General features: G+C 68.7%; 20 protein-coding genes. 8 read left to right on the top strand and 12 right to left on the bottom strand.

Features of this window, described 5'->3' with window-relative positions; all coding sequences use genetic code 11:
• Positions 1 to 35: 35 nt before the first annotated feature.
• The 6 genes from AB0F41_RS27355 to ftsH form a co-directional block, all read right to left on the bottom strand.
• Positions 36 to 509: a DUF3180 domain-containing protein gene (locus tag AB0F41_RS27355; protein ID WP_357428684.1), complete on the bottom strand. Its 474-nt coding sequence runs from the start codon at positions 507 to 509 to the stop codon at positions 36 to 38.
• Between the two features lie 88 nt (positions 510 to 597).
• Positions 598 to 1,143: a 2-amino-4-hydroxy-6-hydroxymethyldihydropteridine diphosphokinase gene (gene folK, locus AB0F41_RS27350; RefSeq protein WP_357428664.1), complete on the bottom strand. Its 546-nt coding sequence runs from the start codon at positions 1,141 to 1,143 to the stop codon at positions 598 to 600.
• Complete coding sequence (gene folB, locus AB0F41_RS27345) at positions 1,140 to 1,532, bottom strand: dihydroneopterin aldolase (RefSeq protein ID WP_357428662.1); 393 nt, start codon at positions 1,530 to 1,532, stop codon at positions 1,140 to 1,142. Before folB ends, folK begins: the two co-directional genes overlap by 4 nt.
• Positions 1,529 to 2,347 (bottom strand): dihydropteroate synthase, encoded by an 819-nt coding sequence (gene folP / locus AB0F41_RS27340; protein WP_357428682.1) that lies wholly within the window; start codon positions 2,345 to 2,347, stop codon positions 1,529 to 1,531. The genes folB and folP overlap by 4 nt, the downstream gene beginning before the upstream one ends.
• 92 nt (positions 2,348 to 2,439) lie before the next feature.
• The gene (gene folE / locus AB0F41_RS27335) at positions 2,440 to 3,111 is read right to left on the bottom strand and encodes a GTP cyclohydrolase I FolE (protein ID WP_357428660.1); all 672 of its coding nucleotides are present in this window, start codon (positions 3,109 to 3,111) and stop codon (positions 2,440 to 2,442) included.
• Positions 3,112 to 3,187: 76 nt separating this feature from the next.
• Positions 3,188 to 5,581 carry an ATP-dependent zinc metalloprotease FtsH gene (gene ftsH / locus AB0F41_RS27330; protein ID WP_357428658.1) on the bottom strand — a complete coding sequence of 798 codons (2,394 nt, stop codon included), beginning with the start codon at positions 5,579 to 5,581 and terminating at the stop codon, positions 3,188 to 3,190.
• A 332-nt stretch (positions 5,582 to 5,913) separates the two neighbouring features.
• On the opposite strand from ftsH, the gene AB0F41_RS27325 reads away from it, so the two are divergent.
• On the top strand, positions 5,914 to 6,876 hold the full coding sequence (locus AB0F41_RS27325) for a hypothetical protein (protein ID WP_357428655.1): 963 nt from the start codon (positions 5,914 to 5,916) through the stop codon (positions 6,874 to 6,876).
• Positions 6,877 to 6,941: 65 nt separating this feature from the next.
• On the opposite strand, the gene AB0F41_RS27320 is transcribed toward AB0F41_RS27325, so the two are convergent.
• Entirely contained in the window at positions 6,942 to 7,754 is an 813-nt protein-coding gene (locus tag AB0F41_RS27320; protein WP_357428653.1) for a DUF1266 domain-containing protein, read from the bottom strand.
• Positions 7,755 to 7,856: 102 nt separating this feature from the next.
• Between AB0F41_RS27320 and AB0F41_RS27315 the strand changes: the two genes are divergently transcribed.
• The 4 genes from AB0F41_RS27315 (at position 7,857) to AB0F41_RS27300 (ending at position 12,011) form a co-directional block, all read left to right on the top strand.
• Positions 7,857 to 8,111 (top strand): DUF2277 domain-containing protein, encoded by a 255-nt coding sequence (locus tag AB0F41_RS27315; protein ID WP_357428651.1) that lies wholly within the window; start codon positions 7,857 to 7,859, stop codon positions 8,109 to 8,111.
• Between the two features lie 187 nt (positions 8,112 to 8,298).
• Positions 8,299 to 9,882 (top strand): aldehyde dehydrogenase family protein, encoded by a 1,584-nt coding sequence (locus tag AB0F41_RS27310; protein WP_357428649.1) that lies wholly within the window; start codon positions 8,299 to 8,301, stop codon positions 9,880 to 9,882.
• Positions 9,879 to 10,712 (top strand): SDR family oxidoreductase, encoded by an 834-nt coding sequence (locus AB0F41_RS27305; RefSeq protein ID WP_357428647.1) that lies wholly within the window; start codon positions 9,879 to 9,881, stop codon positions 10,710 to 10,712. Before AB0F41_RS27310 ends, AB0F41_RS27305 begins: the two co-directional genes overlap by 4 nt.
• A gap of 414 nt (positions 10,713 to 11,126) precedes the next feature.
• Positions 11,127 to 12,011, top strand: a complete 885-nt coding sequence (locus AB0F41_RS27300) for a LysR substrate-binding domain-containing protein (RefSeq protein WP_357428645.1) — start codon at positions 11,127 to 11,129, stop codon at positions 12,009 to 12,011.
• Positions 12,012 to 12,067: 56 nt separating this feature from the next.
• Here the strand turns inward: AB0F41_RS27300 and hpt are convergent, their stop codons facing one another.
• Genes hpt through AB0F41_RS27280 form a run of 4 tightly spaced genes read right to left on the bottom strand, consistent with a single transcriptional unit; the run spans position 12,068 to position 16,361 of the window.
• Positions 12,068 to 12,631, bottom strand: a complete 564-nt coding sequence (gene hpt, locus AB0F41_RS27295; protein ID WP_357428643.1) for a hypoxanthine phosphoribosyltransferase — start codon at positions 12,629 to 12,631, stop codon at positions 12,068 to 12,070.
• A 1-nt stretch (position 12,632) separates the two neighbouring features.
• Positions 12,633 to 13,631, bottom strand: coding sequence for a tRNA lysidine(34) synthetase TilS (gene tilS / locus AB0F41_RS27290; protein WP_357428680.1), 999 nt, complete (start codon positions 13,629 to 13,631; stop codon positions 12,633 to 12,635).
• Between the two features lie 25 nt (positions 13,632 to 13,656).
• Entirely contained in the window at positions 13,657 to 14,775 is a 1,119-nt protein-coding gene (locus AB0F41_RS27285; protein ID WP_357428641.1) for a zinc-dependent metalloprotease, read from the bottom strand.
• Between the two features lie 14 nt (positions 14,776 to 14,789).
• Complete coding sequence (locus AB0F41_RS27280; protein WP_357428639.1) at positions 14,790 to 16,361, bottom strand: D-alanyl-D-alanine carboxypeptidase; 1,572 nt, start codon at positions 16,359 to 16,361, stop codon at positions 14,790 to 14,792.
• A 111-nt stretch (positions 16,362 to 16,472) separates the two neighbouring features.
• On the opposite strand from AB0F41_RS27280, the gene AB0F41_RS27275 reads away from it, so the two are divergent.
• Complete coding sequence (locus AB0F41_RS27275; protein WP_357428637.1) at positions 16,473 to 16,958, top strand: inorganic diphosphatase; 486 nt, start codon at positions 16,473 to 16,475, stop codon at positions 16,956 to 16,958.
• A gap of 357 nt (positions 16,959 to 17,315) precedes the next feature.
• Here AB0F41_RS27275 and AB0F41_RS27270 read toward each other — a convergent pair whose 3' ends face one another.
• The gene (locus tag AB0F41_RS27270; protein ID WP_357428635.1) at positions 17,316 to 18,137 is read right to left on the bottom strand and encodes a crotonase/enoyl-CoA hydratase family protein; all 822 of its coding nucleotides are present in this window, start codon (positions 18,135 to 18,137) and stop codon (positions 17,316 to 17,318) included.
• A 126-nt stretch (positions 18,138 to 18,263) separates the two neighbouring features.
• On the opposite strand from AB0F41_RS27270, the gene AB0F41_RS27265 reads away from it, so the two are divergent.
• Together AB0F41_RS27265 and AB0F41_RS27260 are read left to right on the top strand one after the other, a co-directional pair.
• Complete coding sequence (locus AB0F41_RS27265) at positions 18,264 to 18,737, top strand: YbaK/EbsC family protein (RefSeq protein ID WP_357428633.1); 474 nt, start codon at positions 18,264 to 18,266, stop codon at positions 18,735 to 18,737.
• A gap of 76 nt (positions 18,738 to 18,813) precedes the next feature.
• Positions 18,814 to 19,377, top strand: a complete 564-nt coding sequence (locus AB0F41_RS27260) for a flavin reductase family protein (protein ID WP_357428631.1) — start codon at positions 18,814 to 18,816, stop codon at positions 19,375 to 19,377.
• Positions 19,378 to 19,501: the final 124 nt, after the last annotated feature.

Below are 19,501 nucleotides of genomic sequence, written 5' to 3'. Positions count from 1 at the left end.
TCAGAATGGGCGTGATCGATCACCACGACCGGGCGCTACGACGGTGCCGGGTCGGTGGGGTCGTCGGGGGCCCGGCAGCTGTACTCGAGCCAGAGCGCGGCCAGGACCAGCGCGATTCCGGCACCGCATCCGATCAGCGCGCCCGGGTAGTCCGCGTCGGCGGCCCGCAGATCGCCGCGCTGCGGGAAAACCCACAGCAGAAAGCCCAGCCAGACGCCGGTGACCAGCGAACCGACCTGCGCCGACGCCTTCGCAAGCGCCAGCGCCCGGGCGACGGTGATCGGATGCAGCTGCCTCCCGTCTGCGCCGATCTGACTGTTGCTCACCCGGCTGCGGATATAGAACCCGAGGGCGACCTCCAACGCCGCGACCGGATAGAGCGACGCGCCCGCGATCGTGGAGATCGGCGGGAAACTCGAATACGCGAGCCGCGTCGCCACCCAGGCGATCACCGCCGCGATGAGCACGTTGGCCAGAAGTTCCCGGAGACGGGTGGGGCCGAGTTTCATTCCCCCGTCGTCCCCGCCGCCCGGACCACCACTGGTGTTCATATCGCTGTCCCCGAGTGTCATGGCGCCGCTCCCGCGGCGGTGAGGGTCATGGCGCCGCTCCCGCGGCGGGAATCAACTCGTATCCGGTTCGGCGCACGCCCGCGGTCTCGGCCGGATCCAGTCCGGCGAGCAGGTCACGAACCCGGTGCCCGGTGCCGTCGACCTCGAGCCACGCATCGGGCTCCACCTCGAGCCACGGCACCAGGACGAAGGCACGATTGTGCGCCTGCGGATGCGGCAGGGTGAGGTCGGCATCGTCGATCCGGCAGGGCCGCAGTCCGCCGTCGGCCGGTTCGGCGCACCAGACGACGTCCACATCGAGAGTGCGGGCGCCCCAGCGCACCGTCCGCTCCCGTCCGGCCGCCTGTTCGAGCCGCTGACCGTGCCACAACCAGTCGTGGCAGCCGTAGGCGGGGTCCTCGGCGACCAGGACGGCGTTGAGGAAATCCTCCTGCTCGACCCCGCCCCAGGGCGCGGTGCTGTATACCGGCGAAACCGCGCGGACCCGGGCGCCGAAACCGGTGACCACGCCGCGCAGCAACTCCAGGCGGTCTCCCATATTGGAGCCGATGGACAACACGGCGCGGGTCATGCCCGATCCCGGTTCCGGTGGCCCGCCGTGACCACTCGTACGTCGGCGAACCGATGCGGGATGGGCGCGCCCGGTTTGTGCAGGACCACCTCGACATCCACGACGCCGGGCACTTCGCGGACGCGGTCGGCGATCTCGGCGGCGACCGTCTCGATCAGATCGCGCGGCGGGCCCTGCACGATTCGCACGGCGAGTTCGGCCAGCGCCCCGTAGTCGACGGTATGGGCGAGATCGTCGGTGGCCGCGGCGGCCGAAATATCGGTCCAGACGGTCAGGTCCACCAGGAATTCCTGTCCGTCGCGGCGTTCGTGCTCGAAGACTCCGTGATGTCCGAACACTCGCAGCCCACGCAATTCGATCCGGTCCGGGGCGGGCGGCGGGGTGCTCACCGGGGGCCTCCCCCGCGCTGCGCCCGGCGCCAGGCGTCGGCGACCGCGATGGCGTCCTGGGAACCCAGCACGTCGTGCACCCGGACCCCCCACGCCCCGTGCCAGGCGGCCAGCGACGAGACGGTCGCGGTGGCGGTATCCCGCCCGGCCGGCGGGCGCGGGTTGTCGGTATCGGCCAGCAGCGATCCCAGGAATCGTTTGCGCGAGGCGCCCACCAGCACCGGGAAACCGTCGGCGACGAACCGGTCCAGAGCGGCGAGCAACGCCCAGTTGTGATCGGCGGACTTCGCGAAACCCAATCCGGGATCCAGGATCAGCCGGGAGGGATCCACACCCGCGTCGATCGCGTACTGCACCTGCACGCCGAGTTCGGCCCGGACCTCGGCGACCACATCGTCGTAGTGGTCCGCGGGCCCGGTGTGCCGGTAATCGGCGGCGGCCCGCCAGTGCATCAGAATCCACGGGATATCCGCGGCGGCCACCACTTCGGCCATGGCCGGGTCCGCACGACCCCCGGAGACATCGTTGACCACCGCCACCCCGGCCGCGATGGCGGCGTCGGCGACCGCGGCGCGCATCGTATCGACGCTGGTGGGCACACCGGCGGCGGTCAGTCCGGTGATCACCGGGATCACCCGTTCGATCTCGGTTTCCGCGGCGACGCGCACCGCACCGGGCCGGGTGGACTCACCGCCCACATCGATGATGTCGGCCCCCGATTCGTAGAGCCGGACACCGTGCTCGACGGCGCGTTGCGGATCCAGATAGCGCCCGCCGTCGGAGAACGAATCGCTCGTGACGTTCACCACACCCATCACCACGCAGGAGCGGCCGGGTCGCGGCCGGACTCCCGGCCGGGGCAGGACCCCGGTGAGCGTGGGCACGGCTACGGCCGGTCGCGGAGGGGTCACTTGCGCAGGATCAGGTCGAGGGCCTCCGAACGGGAAGCCGAGTTGGTCTGCAGCAGACCGCGCACCGCCGAGGTGGTGGTACTGGCGCCGGGTTTGCGGATTCCGCGCATCGCCATGCACAGATGCTCGGCCTCCACCACGACGATCGCGCCGCGCGGATCCAGTTTGCGCATCACGGCGTCGGCGATCTGGCTGGTCAGCCGCTCCTGGACCTGCGGCCGTTTGGCGTACAGGTCCACCAGGCGGGCGAGTTTCGACAGACCGGTCACCCGGCCGTGCGGGCCGGGAATGTAGCCGACATGGGCCACACCGTGGAACGACACCAGATGATGTTCGCAGGTCGAGTACATCGGGATATCGCGAACCAGCACCAGTTCCTGATGCTCTTCGTCGAACGTGGTGTTCAGCACCGCGTCCGGTTCCACGTACAGGCCGGCGAACATCTCCCGGTAGGCGCGGGCGACCCGGGCCGGGGTATCCATCAGACCCTGCCGGTCCGGGTTCTCCCCTACCGCGAGCAGCAGTTCCCGGACCGCCGCCTCGGCCCGGGCCTGATCGAACGGTCTACCGGTATGCAGGGCGATGAGCTCGGGTGCGGGACCGCCGGTTTCTCCCAGTTCCGCGGGGATACCAGCGGTATGGCCGTTGGTTTGCTGATTGGCCGACATTCGAGGACACCTCCACATCTCGGGCACGGCAAGACACACCGTGCGCCGATTCAGTCCGAGCGTAATCGGCGCCGATCTACTGCCGGCCGTTCGGGCCGTCCCATGAGTGCGGCCCGCCACGTCCGGGGTCCTCGCCCTGGCCGTAGCCCGATTCGCCCTGGCCGCCGTTGGGCGACGATCCCGCGCCTTCGTTCCCGCGGCCGCCCGCGTTCTGTTCGGGCTGCCGGCCGCGCCACTGCTGCTCCGAACCCGGCGACCCGTAGTCGCGCTCGGCGGGTGGGGCCTGCGGTTCATCGCGCGGCGGCCAGCCGGGCGCCGACCAGCCCGCGGGAGCGCCGTAATCCGGGCGGGACCCGTGGGTGGTGCCACGCGGGTACGCGGGCGCCGGCGGTTGCGGGGCCGGATAGCCGGCGGGCGGATGTCCGTAACCCGGCTGCGCGACACCTCCGGGATAGCCGGCGGGCTGCGGCAGACTGCCCGCCGGGGCCGGATCGCGCGGGGCGCCGGCCGGTACGGGCGGCTCGGGCGGCCACGGCTCGCCCCGTTCGACGGCCAGTTCACCCGGCGTCTTCACCGGCGGTTTGTCCGAGGGCACGCGGTCACCGAAATCGTTGAACGCGGTGATCCTGGGCCGCTTCTGCACGGCGCTGAGGATGGTCTCCAGATCTTTACGATGCAGGGTTTCGCGTTCCAGCAGGGCCATGGCCAGATCGTCGAGCACATCGCGGTAGTCGCTGAGGATCGCCCACGCCTCGGTATGCGCGGCCTCGATGAGGTTGCGCACCTCCTCGTCGATGGCGCCGGCCACTTCGTGCGAATAGTCGGACGCGGTGCCCATGGACCGCCCGAGGAACGGATCGCCCTGCTCCTGGCCGTACCGGACGGCTCCCAGCCGGGCGCTCATGCCGTACTCGGTGACCATCGCGCGCGAGATCTTGGTGGCCTGGTCGATATCGGAGGAGGCACCGGTGGTGGGCTCGTGGAAAACCAGCTCCTCGGCCGCGCGGCCACCCATCGCCATCACCAGCCGGGCGATCATCTCCGAACGGGTCATCAGACCCTTGTCGTCCTCGGGGACCGTCATCGCGTGCCCGCCGGTGCGCCCGCGGGCCAGGATGGTCACCTTGTAGACCGGTTCGATATCGGGCATCGCCCAGGCCGCGAGGGCGTGACCGCCCTCGTGGTAGGCGGTGATCTTCTTCTCGTGTTCGCTGATGATGCGACTCTTGCGGCGCGGGCCACCGATCACCCGGTCCACCGACTCCTCGAGCGCATCACTGGTGATGGTCGAGCCGTTCTCGCGCGCCGTGAGCAGCGCGGCCTCGTTGATCACATTCGCCAGATCGGCGCCGGACATACCGACCGTGCGCTTGGCCAGCCCCTCCAGATCCGCTTCCGGCGCGATCGGCTTGCCCTGCGAATGCACCCGCAGAATCGACCGGCGACCGGCCAGGTCGGGATTGCTCACCGGGATCTGGCGATCGAACCGGCCGGGCCGCAGCAGGGCCGGATCGAGGATATCGGGGCGGTTGGTGGCGGCGATCAGGATGATTCCGGTGCGATCGCCGAACCCGTCCATCTCCACCAGCAGCTGGTTCAGCGTCTGCTCGCGCTCGTCGTGGCCGCCGCCGAGCCCGGCGCCGCGCTGGCGGCCGACCGCGTCGATCTCGTCGACGAAGATGATGCACGGGCTGTTCTGTTTGGCCTGCTCGAACAGATCGCGCACGCGGGAGGCGCCGACACCGACGAACATCTCCACGAAATCGGACCCGGAGATGGTGAAGAAGGGCACCCCGGCCTCACCGGCCACCGCGCGGGCCAGCAGCGTCTTACCGGTACCGGGCGGGCCGTAGAGCAGCACACCCTTGGGGATCTTCGCGCCCAACGCCTGGTAGCGGACCGGGTTCTGCAGGAAATCCTTGATCTCGTACAGCTCTTCCACGGCCTCGTCGGCGCCCGCCACATCCGCGAAGGTCGTCTTCGGCATATCCTTCGACAGCTGTTTGGCCTTGGATTTACCGAAGCCCATCATGCCGCCGCGACCGCCGCCCTGCATCCGCGACATCACGAAGATGAACAGCCCCAGCAGGATCACCATCGGCAGGACGAACAGCAGGATCTGGGTGAGCCAGCTCTCCTGTTTGACCACCGTGTTGTACGGCGCGCCGGAATTCTGCACGGCCTGGAAGATCTGCGCCGAGGTATCACTGCCCCCCGGGTACTTCGCGATGATCTTGTTCTGGCCCTGAGTGGCGTCGTTACCGTTCTTCAGCTCGATCCGTAGCTGCTGTTCACGATCATCGATCTGAACGTTGGCGACGTTCTCCTTGTCGCCCAGCTGGTTGAGTGCCACCGAGGTGTCGACGCTCTGCCAGCCGCGGGTGTCGTTGCCGAAATAACTGAACAGATAGATCACGAGCAGGATGCCCGCGATTATCGCCAGGGTGCGAAACACTGTCTTGCGGTTCATAGAGCGTCGGCCGGGCGGCCAGTCCTTTCAGGCGTCTCCGCGTTCTTGCCTAGCGATGCGTCCGCTCGGGGGGCGCAACCCGTATCCAAGATCGCCCACTGGGCGGATTCGGATGCGGACATGCCACGTTACCGCGTACCGTCTAGTCGATACATCGCGCTTCCTGACCTATCGCAAGCCAGGAGTTCGGCTGGTGATGCAGTTTCAAGAACTAAACGTCGAGAAAACCGCGGTGGTTCCCGGTGTCGTGGACTGTGATATTTCGTAGTGATCACAATCATGGCACGCACGTTGTACCGATAGTGATCACGTACGACCCGAGCGCAGGGGGTATGGACATAATCGAGTTACGGACACCCACAGCAATCGTGCGGCACGGCGAAGGACGATTGGTCGTCCTGCGCCCCGGTGCCGACGGTGAAACCGAGACCGACGGCGAGCCGGTACTGGACGTCGCGGTCACCGACCTGCTCGAAGTCCGGCTGAGCCGGCGAGCCGATGACGCGGTGGTCATCGAGATCTACCTGCGGTACCCGACCCCCGTACTGGTCGGCGTCCCCGCCGACCGGACCCCGCTGCCCGTCCTGATCGCCGAACACGACGTCCCGGCCGCCGCCGGCATCGTCTCCCGCATCAACGACCAGATCCTGGCCGCGCAGCGGGTCGACGTCGCCGCACCCGAGCTCACCCCGCCGGCCCCGGAACAAACCCCCGACGGACCGGTCCGCGCGGATGTCGAACGCGCCACCCGGCGGATGTCGGCGACCGGGCGCGGCGAAGCGGCCCTGGCCGACCTGCACCTCCTGGTCTCCCGCGACGAATACGTCCTGGAAACGGCGTACGTCATCGCACACCCGCCGGTCGGCGACAACGACCCCTGCCTGCTCACGGTGACCACCGAACGGCTGCTCCTGGTCTCCCTGGGCACCGACGAGCCCTACACGCACGAACTGCCCATCCCGATGATCATGCGAGCCCGCGCCACCGAGGAACCCGCCTCGATGATCCGCGGGCACACCCCGGAACGCCGCCCGATCGTCGAAATCCACGACGGCAACACCACCATGTCCTTCAGCGGGCTGGACCGGGCCGATACCGAGCGACTGACCTGCGCCGTCAACTTCGCGGTACGGCTGGTCGCGGTGGACGGCGCGGCCGGCCAGGCCGACCCCAGCGTCGCCCACCTGTACTCGGAATGGGAACTGCTGGTCGAACGGCATTCCCTCGGGATGGTGGACGACACGCAGTTCCAGCGCTACGGCCGCGGCATCCTCCGCTCCCTCCCGGGGATCTGAATTTTGGAGCGGCTCCGCCGCTCCAAAATTACAGCCGAACCCTTGGCGGTGGGGTCGCTCCAAAATTACAGCTTCACAGTCCGCCAGGGGCTGGTCGGGCGGAGCCAGAGGCGGAGGATTTCCAGGCGGCGGTCCACACCGCCGTCTTTCAGTTCGGCGAGGTCCTCGCAGGCCTGCCAGTAGGTCCATCCGGTGAGGTAGGCATCGCCGAACTGGCGCCAGTTGCGGTATTTGCGCTGCGCGAGCGGGAGCGCGCGGGCCAGATAGTCCCAGGCGACATCGGCTTCGATATAGCCGGCCGTATAGGCCATCCGGGCCACCGCGACGACGCGGGCGAGGTCCCAGGCGTGGATATCGGCGGGCAGGGGCCGGGACAGGTGGTCGGTGAAGCCGATCTTGATGGCTTGGGACCAGATGTCGTAATCGCGGACCAGTGTTTCGGAGTTGTCGATACCGCGGAAGGACGCGACCTGACGGAGGAAGGCACGGTGCCGGTCGGCGCGTTCGCCGAATCGGTCGCGTTCGCTGGCGTTCAGTGAGGCGGTCACCAAGGGGTGAACCAGCGCGTACAGCGGGGCGTGCATACCTTCGAGGAGCTGTTCCATGGAGGCGCGGGCCTCGGTGCCGTCGGTGATCCCCCACGCCCCGGTCAGAGTGTCGATGGCCAGCTCTCGCCGATCGCCGAGGGGGTGGTCGCGTTCCGGGCCGAGCAGCAGGGCGTCGTGGAAAGCATCCCAGCGCGCCGAGTAGAAGGCACCCAGCGACAGCGCCCGCAGGCGGTCGTCGTCGATCTGCGCGCCGGACCAGTGGTCTTCCTCGCGCTTGTCGAGCTCCGGATAGGGGAATGGGGTCGGCGTGGGCAATCCGGCAGCAGCCATACCGTGAGTGTAGAACCCGGGTTCGCCGCGAGCCCGGTCAATGCGTTTTCACATTTGTTCCTTGGCCTGTCACGGCACCCACTCCGGCGGTAATGTGCATTCATGTGTAGAAACATCACCGTCTTGCGAGGTCTGGAACCCGCCGCTACCGAGCAGGAGATCTATGCCGCCGCACTGCAGTATGTGCGCAAGGTCGGTGGCCTGTCGGGTCTGAGTTCGGCCACCAAACCCGCCGTGGACAAAGCCGTCGCGGCCGTCGCCGAGGCAACCACGAACCTGCTGGACGAGTTACCGGATCGCCGCGTTCCCCCGCCCACCGAGCCGCCGTTGCGCCGGTTGGCCCGGGAAGGCAACTGAGCACCGACGACCGAGTCCCGACGATAAAACGGGCACCGCGGCCGGGCGCGGTGTCCAGGAGCAGCGGCCGGGCATCTCTGAGATGCTGAGGTAATTACCGGTGAATTGTGTCACGATCGGTTCGGTGCGCTGATCCGTTGTGATCGGCCACGAGCGGTTCCGAGCACGACGCAGTGGGAGAACAGCAGTGACCAATACCGAATCGGCACGATCCGATACCGAGCCGGACGCCGACGGCTCGCCGGATATCCGAGTCCTCAACCCCGCCACCGGAGAGGTCGTCGGCACTGTGCCCGACACTTCGGCCGAGCAGGTGGCCGAGCGTATCGGCGAATTACGGAAGCACCAGCGCGAATGGGAGACCATCGGCGCCGACGGGCGTAAAGAGTGGCTGCTGAAACTGCAGGACTGGATCATCGACAACACCGAGGATCTGGCCGATGTACTGCAATCGGAAACCGGTAAACCGCGGGTCGACGCGCTGATCGACCCGATCTTCGGCAGCGATCTGATCGGCTACTACGCGCGGCGGGCCGGGAAGTTCCTGGCCGACGAACACCCCTCCCCGCACAGCCCCCTTTCGCGGGTGAAACGACTGACCACGGTTTTCAAGCCGTATCCGGTGGTCGGGGTCGTCACCCCGTGGAACTTCCCGCTGGCGATGCCGCTGCTCGATGTGATCCCGGCGCTGGCCGCCGGGGCAGCGGTGATCTTGAAACCGTCCGAGGTCACCCCGCTGTCCGCACTCGAACTGGCCCGCGGCTGGGCCGAGATCGGCGCTCCCCCGGTGCTCTCCGTCGTCACCGGGGCCGGCGCGACGGGTGCGGCGGTCGTGGACAACGCCGATTACATCCAGTTCACCGGCTCCACCGCCACCGGCCGCCGGATCGCCGCGGCGTGCGCGGCCCGGATGATCCCCTACAGTCTCGAGCTGGGCGGTAAGGATCCGGCCATCGTGCTCGCCGATGCCGATCTCGATCGCGCCGCGCACGGTATCGCGTTCGGCGGCATGTTCAATTCCGGGCAGGTCTGCATCTCGGTGGAACGGGTCTACGTCGAGGCCCCGGTCTACGACGAATTCGTCGCGAAACTCACCGCGAACGTCAAGGCCTTGCGCCAGGGCCGAGACGACCGCACGCCGCGCCACGATGTGGGCGCCATGGCCAACGAGAACCAGGTCTCGATCGTCACGCGGCATGTGGAGGAAGCCGTCGCCGCGGGCGCGAAAGTGCTGACCGGCGGCAAACGCACCGGCGAGGGCACCTTCTTCGAGCCGACGGTGCTCGTCGATGTCGACCACACCATGTCCTGCGTCACCGAGGAGACCTTCGGGCCGACCCTGCCCGTGATGAAGGTCGCCGACGAGGCGGAGGCGATCCGGCTGGCCAACGATTCGGTCTACGGGTTGTCGGCATCGGTGTGGACCGGCGACAAGGCACGCGGAGAGCGGATCGCGCGGGCGCTGGACGCCGGTGCGGTGAATATCAACGATATTTTCGCCAACCTGTTCAACTTCGCGCTGCCGATGGGCGGCTGGGGTGATTCCGGAGTCGGAGCCCGCTGGGGTGGGCCGAACGGAGTCCGAAAGTACTGCCGGGCCAAGGCGATCACCACGCCGATGCTGCCCACGCAGGAACGCGAACTCACCTGGATGCCGTACGACCTGAACAAGATCCTGATCGGGCTGGGCGCCATGCGCGCGGCCGGTGCGCGCGGTATGCGCCGGATCGATATTCCCGCCCTGCTCCGTCTCAAGGGAGAGAACAAATGAGCAAGACCGTATCCCTGCGGGGCAAAGTCGTCGTCATCACGGGCGGCGCCCGTGGGATCGGCCTGGCCACCGCGATCTCGCTGGCGAAACTCGGCGCGAAGATCGCGATCGGCGATATCGACGAGAAGACCGTGAAGGAATCCGGCACCGAACAGGATTTCGATCACTACGGCCGCCTCGACGTCACCGATGCGCAGTCGTTCGGCACCTTCCTCGACGATGTGGAGCGCGAGCTCGGCCCGATCGATGTGCTGATCAACAACGCCGGGATCATGCCGACGGGCCGCCTCGTCGACGAATCCGATCAGATCACCCGCCGGATCCTCGATATCAACGTCTACGGCGTGATCCTGGGTTCGAAGCTCGCGCTGAGCCGGATGCTGCCTCGAAGGAACGGGCACATCATCAATATCGCGTCGCTGGCCGGGGAGACCCATATTCCGGGTCTGGCCACCTACAACGCGTCCAAGCACGCGGTACTCGGTTTCACCGATACGCTGCGCGAGGAGTACCGGGGTTCCGGTGTGGCGGTCTCGTCGGTGCTGCCGACGCTGACCAATACCGAACTGGGGTCGGGAGTGGCGGCCCCGAAGGGGCTGCCGGCGGCCGAACCGGAAGATATCGCCGCCGCCGTCGTACGGCTGATCGCCAAACCGAAGGCGAAGGCCCGGGTGACGCGGGCGGCCGGGGCCATGTCGGTGTTCGTGAATCTGCTGCCGCAGGCGATGGGTGACGCGCTGGGCCGGTCGATGGGGTCGGCACAGACCTTCCTCGACGATGTCGACGCCGACCAGCGCAAGGCCTACGAGGACCGCGTCCGGCACAGCTGAATCCGGAATGGCGCGCGTCGCGGCCCCTTGACAGGGTCGTGGCGCGCGCTCGCTCACGTGAAAAGCCCCGTTCCGAAACCCTATTGTGATCAATGTCACTTGACGGGCATAGTCGGGATCAACACCCCGCCGCGCGCGCATCGCCGACCGCGACCCGCAGCGCCTCCCGCCCCATCACCCGAGGTGAAGGTACATCCGTCACGAACGGCCCTACCACAGCAAACGGCGCACATTTTACGTCGTATCGCCCGCCCGTGCCGCGCAGACCGCGAGACACGGAACCCATGCTGCACATCACCGCACAACCCAATAAGCTGTCACTAACAAACTTGCCGACTGTTTCAGGCCCTGTATGCGGACCTTCGGAACACATTAGGGCTGGAAATTCAGGAACTATTCTGATAGCAAGGTGCTATGGACCCGCATTTGCGCGATCTGCGGTATTTCGTCGCCGTCGCCGAGGAACTGCACTTCACCAACGCCGCCCAGCGGCTGCACATCGCTCAACCGACCCTGTCGCGTCAGATCCGGCAGCTGGAACGTCAGCTCGATGTGGTCCTGTTCGATCGCAACCAGCGCAGTGTCGCGCTCACGGTTGCCGGTAAGGAACTGCTCAACGGCGCCCGCAAGATCCTGGAACTCTGGGAGGTCACCAACTCCTCCCTCCAGGAAGCGGGTGAGGTTCTGCGCGTCGGCCTGCAGTCGACGCTGGGCCGCGGCCTGCTGCACGACCTGGAAAGCGCCAGCGGGCATCGGCTCGCCCTGCATCCGGCCGCCTGGACCGACCAGTCCAGCGGGCTCGCGGGGCGACAGGCCGATCTGGCGCTCGTCTGGCTCCCCCTACCCGATCCGAACCGGTACCGCTGGCAGGTGCTCCGCACCGAACGCCGCTGGGTGCTCCTACCGGAGAACCATCCCCGCGCCAACCAGGAAATGATCGATTTCGCGGATCTGATGGACGAGCCCTTCATCGCCTTGCCCGCCGAAGCCGGCCCGGTCCGCGATTTCTGGCTCGGCAACGACGCCCGCAGCGGGCGTCCGGCCACGATCGGCGCCGAGGCCGCCACCCCCGAAGACCGGCTGGAGGCCGTGGGCCTCGGGCTGGGGCTGTGCCTGCTGGCGGAGAACAATGTCCCGATGTACCGCTGGCCCGGGCTGACCGCACGTCCGCTCACCGGTATGCCGCCCTGCGAACTCGCGGTCGCCTGGCGTGCCGACGACGCCCGCCCGACCATCCTCGAATTCGGCCAGCGGGCCGTCGCGGGTGGGTTCGCGGCGCCACCCGCCATCCCCGCCTGACCGGATAGGACCGGCATCGGTGGACGGGCGCCTCGCGCCCGTCCACCGATCCGGTTTCAGGACACTTCGCCGCCGTATACCCGCGGGTGCAGGGTGCCGATATAGGGCAGATCCCGGTACCGCTCGGCATAGTCGAGGCCGTAGCCGACGACGAATTCGTTCGGGATATCGAAACCCACGTTCGCGACCTCCACCTGGGTGCGCAACGCGTCCGGTTTACGCAGCAGGGTCACCACCTCCAGCGAGGCCGGGTTCCGGGTCGAGAGGTTGCGCATCAGCCATGACAGGGTCAGGCCCGAGTCGATGATGTCCTCGACGATCAGCACATTGCGGCCGGCGATGTCCTTGTCCAGATCCTTCATGATGCGCACCACCCCGGACGACGAGGTGGACGAGCCGTAGGAGGAAACCGCCATGAACTCCATCTGGGTGGGCACCGGCAGCGCCTTGGCCAGGTCCGTCATGAAGAAGATGGCGCCCTTGAGCACGCCCACCAGCAGCAGATCACCTTCCGGCGCATCGGCCGGATACCGTTTGGCGAGCAGTTCGGCCAGCTCGTTGACCTTGGCCGCGATCTCTTCCTCAGTGATCAGTACCGAAGCGATATCGTCCCCGTACACGTCAACTGGTTTCCCTTCGGTTTCGGCTCACCCGGTCGGCGCGGGCAAGTGCCAGCCTGCCATGCTCGCGAACGACGACCAATCGGGTCCCCCGTTCGCCGCCCCCGACCGCGACCCCGCCCTGTCCGCGCCAGGCCACGACCAGCTCATCGATACGCCGCAGATGCGCGCCGGTGACCGCCGGCACCCGTTGATCCAGCAGCCAGGCACGGACCGCGCGGCGGCGGATAGCCGGTGCCCCCGCCGCCAGCACCGCACAGTCCAGGGCCGCGCCCGGCCCGGCCCGGCCCAGCAGTTCAACGGCGAGTTCGTCCAGTACGGCGTTGTCCTCGCGCAACTGGCCGGCGGTACGGGCCAGGGCCAGGGCGGCGCCGCCGCCGAGTACATCCTCCAGCAGCGGTAGCACCTCCGTCCGCAGCCGGACCCGGGTGAACTCCGGGGAGAGATTATGCGGATCCTCGTAGGGCGTCAGTCCGAGATCGGCGCAGAACTCGCGAGTGGTGCCGCGCCGGATTTCCAGCAGCGGCCGCCCCCAGGGCTCGTCGTAGGGCGCCATCCCCTGGATCGAACGCGCCCCCGATCCGCGGCCGAGCCCGAGCAGCACCGTTTCGGCCTGATCGTCGAGGGTGTGGCCGAGCAGCACCGGCATATCGCCGCGGGCGGCTTCCAGCGCGGTGTAGCGCGCCGTGCGCGCCGCCGCCTCCATCCCGCCCGGACCGCCGACCCGCACCGGCAGCACCCGTGCCGAGCAGCACCCGAGCGCGTAGGCCGTCTCGGCCGCCGTGGCCGCCACCCGATCCGATCCATCCTGTAATCCGTGATCGACGACCAGGGCGTGTACCACCGCGTATTCGGCGCGGGCGGCGGCGGTGAGCGCCAATGAATCGGCGCCGCCGGAAAGCGCGACGGCCACCGCCGCACCGCCCGGCCGGTAGCGGCCGGCCCACTGCCGGACGGCGTGCCGCAGGGCCAGCACCGCGGCGGTTTCCGGTAACCGGATCGGCGCCTGCTCCACGGGCCGCACGTCAGCCCAGGACGCGGGAGATCCAGCGCTGCGGTTCCTCGATCTCCTCGGTCCGCGGGAGCGAGTCCGCGTCCGTCCAGATCGCGTTGAACTGCTGCATACCGACGGTGCCGACCACCTCGTCCACGAAAGCCTTACCGCGCACGTACTGCGCCACCTTCGCGTCGATACCGAGCAGGGCGCGCAGCAGCCGCTGCACCGGATTCGCGGGGCGGGTACGGCGGCGATCGAAGGCCGCCCGGATCTGCTCCACCGTGGGCACCACACTGGGGCCGACGGCGTCCATCACATGATCGGCGTGACCCTCCAGCAGGGTGCCGAGAAGCAGCAGCCGATCCAGCGCGGCCCGCTGGGCGGGCGGCTGAGTCGCGCGCAGCAGCCCCACCACGCCCCGGCTGTTGGGATCGTCGGAAGCGGTCCCGCTGCGCCGCTGCCGCAGCTCGGCCACCAGCCGGGCCAGCATCTCGGTGGTCGCCTCGTCGCCGATCTCACCCAGTAGTTCGACGTTCTCCCGCATATACCCGGCGAGCCAGGGTGAGGCGGAGAACTGCACGCGGTGGCAGACCTCGTGCAGGCAGACCCAGAACCGGAAATCCGAGGGCGATACCCGCAGCGCCCGCTCCACCCCGACGATATTGGGCGCCACCAGCAGGAGCGTGCCGTCGGGTCCGGTGAACGGGTCGTACTGGCCGAGGATCGCGGTGGACAGGAACGCCAGCATCGCGCCCACCTGCACACCGGCGGGTTTGCCCGTCAGTGGGCCGTGCTGGTCCCCGGGAGAACTACCGGTGAGCTGACCCATCGAATCGGCCGCGGCGGAGATCCAGCCGGGCCGGTCCACGATCCGGGCCGCCGGAACCGGCTGGTCGTCGAGCAGACCGGTGACCGCACGCACCGGCTCCTCCGCCCGTACCGAGGCCTCGGCCAGTTCGGCGACCGCCTGCTCGGCGGCGAACCGGGAGGTACGCGGCCCCGCGGGCACGAGCAGGGCGCCGGTTCTGGCCGCCCAGCGCCAATCCACCGTGCCCGAGAACGTCTGCCGCTCACCGTCCGATCCCCCGGCGGCGCCGTCCGCCACCACCGGGGCGCCGGGGCCGCCCTGACCTTGTCCGATCGTCATGCGCCCTCCAGCCGTCAGGTACATCCACAGTTGCGCAACGTGGTCGCCACGGCGTCCAGAGCGGGGCGGCTGACCTCGGGTGAACGATCACTCGACATCAGCGTGAAGGTCAGAACCCGGCCGTCGCGATCCAGTACGTAACCAGCCAACGTACTGGCCACCGACAGAGTTCCGGTCTTGGCGCGCACCCAGCCGGCGCCGCCCTGGTTCTGCGTGACATAGCGGCTGCTCAGCGAACCGGTTCCGCCCGCGACCGGCAGGTAATCCAGCAGCGGCACGAGTTCGGCGGACAACGCCGGCGCACCGGCCTCGGCGGTCTCCGCCCGGCCGCCCGCGCCCAGCCCGGAGCCCAGCGGCGGGGCCAGCGGCGGCGGCTGGGTCGTGGTGGCCTCGGCATCCCCGCCCGGTCCGGCCGCGGTGGCCAGGATCTTGTCCAGCACCCGGGCCGGGATCCGGTCGTCCACGGAGAGCCCGCTCGCGTCGAACATGCTCACCCCGGTCATATCGAATCCGTGCTCGGCGAGCACGGCGGCGATCGCCGCGGCGGCGCCCTCGAACGACATCGGCCGTCCCGTCGCGTGCGCGACCTCGCGCCCCACCGTTTCGGCCAGCACGTTGTCCGAATACACCATCATGTCCCGCAACCGGTCCCGCAGCGGCGCGGAGGACACCTCGGCGATCCGTTTGGTGCCCTGCGGCGCGGAACCGACCCGGACCTTCGCCGGATCGAGCCCCAGCTCCACCGCCAGCCGGCGGCCCACATCCAGCGCGGGAGTGGTCGAACGCGGCGAGTACTCGGCAGGCGGGTCGAGCCGGCCGCCGTCGAGCATCACCGGTTCGATCGGCGCGATCGAACCGCCGGGGATATCGATCGGATCCCAGCCCCGCGCCATCGTCGGACCCGAATAGGCGGATACATCCACCACGACGGTGTCGGCCGGAGTGTCGGCATCGCGGATACGGCGCGCCAGATCGGCGATACTGGCCGCGCCCGGGTAATACCCCTCCCCGCCCGGTTGCGCCGTGAGCGTGGGATCGCCCCCGGCCACCAGCACCATCTCGTTCGGGGCGGCCCCCGCCACCACCCGCGTCTGCACCCGCTGCTCGGCGGGCAGGGTCAGCAGGGCCGCCGCGGTGGTCATGATCTTGGCGGTCGAGGAAGGGATCCGCGGTTCGTCGCCACGCGCGCTCCACAACACCGCACCACTGGCCGGATCGGTCACCGACCCCGCGAACCCACCCAGATCCGCGCTCGCGGCCACCGGCCCCAGCGCGGTCGACAAACCCGCCGGGCTCGGCGCCGGCCCCGCCTCCGGCGCCGCCCGGACCTCCGGGACGACCCGGACCGGCTCCGGCGGCGCGGCGATGGTGAGCCCGCCGTGCCGGAACTCCGGGGTCCACGGCTGCAACACCGCGGCCAGCACCGCCGCCGCACCGGCCAAGGCCACCGCCACGGTGATCAACCATGCGCGCAATCCCCGGCGCCGGCGTCCGGCCGAACCGTCCCAACCGCTGCCACCCTGCAAACCCACGTCGTCCGCCGTCTCCTCGTGCACTACTTCCACACCGGGCCCCACTGAACCCATGTGCCCCCGACAACCCTATCGGTGTTCCGCTACCGTTCTCGGCGAACAACCGGGTGCGCCGGCCCTCACCGGCGGCCACGGCGCATCGTGCGAGCAGCGGAAGGAGTTGGCGTGGAGTTCGACGTCACCATCGAGATCCCCAAGGGTTCACGAAACAAATACGAGGTCGACCACGAGACCGGACGGGTCCGCCTCGACCGGTACCTGTACACGTCCATGGGCTACCCGGCCGACTACGGCTATATCGAGGACACCCTGGGCGAAGACGGCGATCCACTGGACGCCCTGATCCTGCTCCCGGATTCGGTGTTCCCCGGCGTCCTCGTCGAAGCCCGCCCGGTCGCCATGTACCGGATGACCGACGAGGCAGGCGGCGACGACAAGATCCTGTGCGTCCCCGCCGGCGACCCCCGCTGGGACCATATCCAGGACCTCGGCGACGTCCCGGAATTCGAACTGGCCGCCATCAAACACTTCTTCGAGCGCTACAAGGACCTCGAACCCGGCAAATACGTCAAGGGTTCGGAATGGGTCGGCCGCGCCGAAGCCGAAGCCGAAATCGAAGCCTCCTTCAAACGCCTGAAGGAAAATAGCTGAAATTTTGGCGGCGCCTGCGGCGCCGCGGGGTTGCGGGCCCCTTGTGTCCCGTGTTTCAGCGCCCGAGACTCGTGGCTTCGCCGCCTCGCTTCGGGCGCTGAAACACGGGACGGCCCGCAACCCTTTCAGGGCCTCGCTGAACTCGGCACCGCCGACGGTGTGCTGTCGACCGTGCAGGAGTTGCGACTCTTAGCCGCGGGCCGGGTCAACTCTCCGGTGCGAGCAGAGCCACCACTCACCCTGGCGAGCGAGGTCACGTTCCCATCCTCGAGCTCAGGCCACTCCTCCTCGACGAGGGCCCGCCCCGAACCTCCGCACCAAGGCCGCCCGCTTCCCCGCCGACCTTCGCCCCAGCCCCTACCGGCCTTTGTACTCCGGCGTCCGCTTCTCGAAGACGGCCTGGATCGCCTCGGTCAGGTCTTCCGACGGCAGGAACGCCGCGTTCCAGGCCGAGACATACCGCAACCCCTCCGCCACAGTCGACGCCTCTCGCTGCCCCAGTACGTCTTTCACGCCCTGGACCACCAGCGGCGGGTTCGCGGCGATTTCGCGGGCGGTGGCGTGGGCGGCTTCCAGCACCGCTTCCTGGTCGGGGTAGACATCGTTGACCAGGCCGATCTTTTCCGCGCGGGCGGCGTCGATGTCCTTGGCCGTGTAGGCCAGTTCCCGCAGGTGGCCTTCGCCGATGATGGCGGGCAGCCGTTGCAGTGAGCCCACGTCGGCGACGATCGCGACCTTCGCCTCGCGCAGGCTGAACTTCGCTTCCGCGCTGGCGTAGCGGATATCCGCGGCCGAGACCAGGTCCAGGCCGCCGCCGATGCACCAGCCCGAGATCGCGGCGATCACCGGTTTACGGCATTCGGCGACGGCGGTGATCGAGTCCTGGAGGCGGCGGATCTCACCGAGGAAGTCGGTGCGCGGCGCGGCGAGGGCGCGGTCGGCCATGAGCGGGCCGAAGGTGCCGCTCATGGCGGGCAGGTCGAGGCCGTAGGAGAAGTGCTTGCCCGATCCGGTGAGGACCACGGCCCGGACCTCGGGGTCGGTGTCGAGTCCGCGGAAGATCTCCGGCAGTTCCCGCCAGAAATCCGGGCCCATCGCATTACCCTTGCCGGGGCCGGTGAGCGTGACCCGTGCGACGTGGTCCTGGGTTTCGACGGTGAAAGCCTGCCAATCTGTCATTCGGCCAGCCTAGTGGTCGTGGCCGGTCGCGGAACCGGCACGCACAGCCGCCCCCGGGATCGGCGCCCGGGCCGCTGAGTGGGGCAAACAGCGGCGAGGCCCGGCCGAGCGCTCTACCCTGTGCCCATGCGCAGGTCGCTTCCACCGATAACCTGCCGGGTCTCGGATACTTTGATAGCGCGCGGACACCACGGTCTGATCGTCTCCGCGCCGGAGTCGGCAACGGGTGCCGCGGATACCGCTCGTGTGCTGGAGGTGGAACTCGGCGCCCTGGTGCGGGCGGAGGTCTTCCTGCTCGACGAGGAACCGATCCTCCTGCTCGTTTCCGCCGCGCACGAGGTCGATCCCACTCGGGTCGGCGCTCGGCTCGATGGGCCGCTGACCCCGGCCCCGCCACATCTCGTGATGCGATACACCGGACATATGCCGGGCAGTGTCGCCCCGGTCGGCCATCCCACGAATCTGTCGACCTGGGTGGACAGCACGCTGGCGCGGTTCGGGGAGCTGTGGGCGGCGGGCGGCAGCCCGGGCACGGTTTTCCGGACCTGCTACTCGGAGCTGCTGCGGATCACCGCGGGACTGTCACTGGAGGTCGCGTGAACCCGGTCGCGGCGGGTGTCCGGCCAGTGGAACCGGACCGGGCGGGCGCGACGCTCCGGGGCGTAGCGTCGGCTGGGTGACCGAAGCACCACGGCCCGAGACCGGTATCCGGATTCCCGACGACCTCAGCGGTATCACCGCCGAGCAGTACCGTGCCTCGATGCGGCACTACCCCTCAGGTGTCACGGTTGTGACTTTGAACTCGGGAGGCGGCCCGGTCGGTTTCACCGCGACCTCGTTCGCCTCGCTGTCCCTGGATCCGCCGCTCGTCTCGTTCAACATCAGCGATACCTCCTCGAGTCTCACCGCGCTCACCGCCGCCGATTCGGTGGTCATCCATTTCCTGGGCGAGCATCAGCGCCATATCGCCCAGCGTTTCGCACGGACCGCCGCGCACCGGTTCAGCGACCGGGCCCTGTGGTCGGCCCTGGAAACCGGCGAACCGGTACTGCACGGAACCCCCCTGTGGCTGCGCACCACCATCGAGCAACTCATCCCCATCGGCGACCACACCTTCGTCGTCGGCCGCGTAGTCCGGGTCCACGACGACACCGCCGAAGAACCCGCCGCCGCCCCCCTCCTCTACTACAACGGCCGCTATTACCGCCCGACCCCCCTGGCCGACGACGACGCCGACTAGCAGACCCCCGGCCTGAACAACCCCGCCCAGCGCCGAGTCTTACGAGGCCCTGAAAGGGTTCGGCCCGCGTCTGCTGTCAGCCCTCGAAGCGCATGTGGCGAAGCCACGAGTCTCGAGGGCTGAC

It is taken from the genome of Nocardia sp. NPDC024068, assembly GCF_040638875.1.
Classification (GTDB): domain Bacteria; phylum Actinomycetota; class Actinomycetes; order Mycobacteriales; family Mycobacteriaceae; genus Nocardia.
This window is presented reverse-complemented; position numbering and strand designations above follow the sequence as displayed.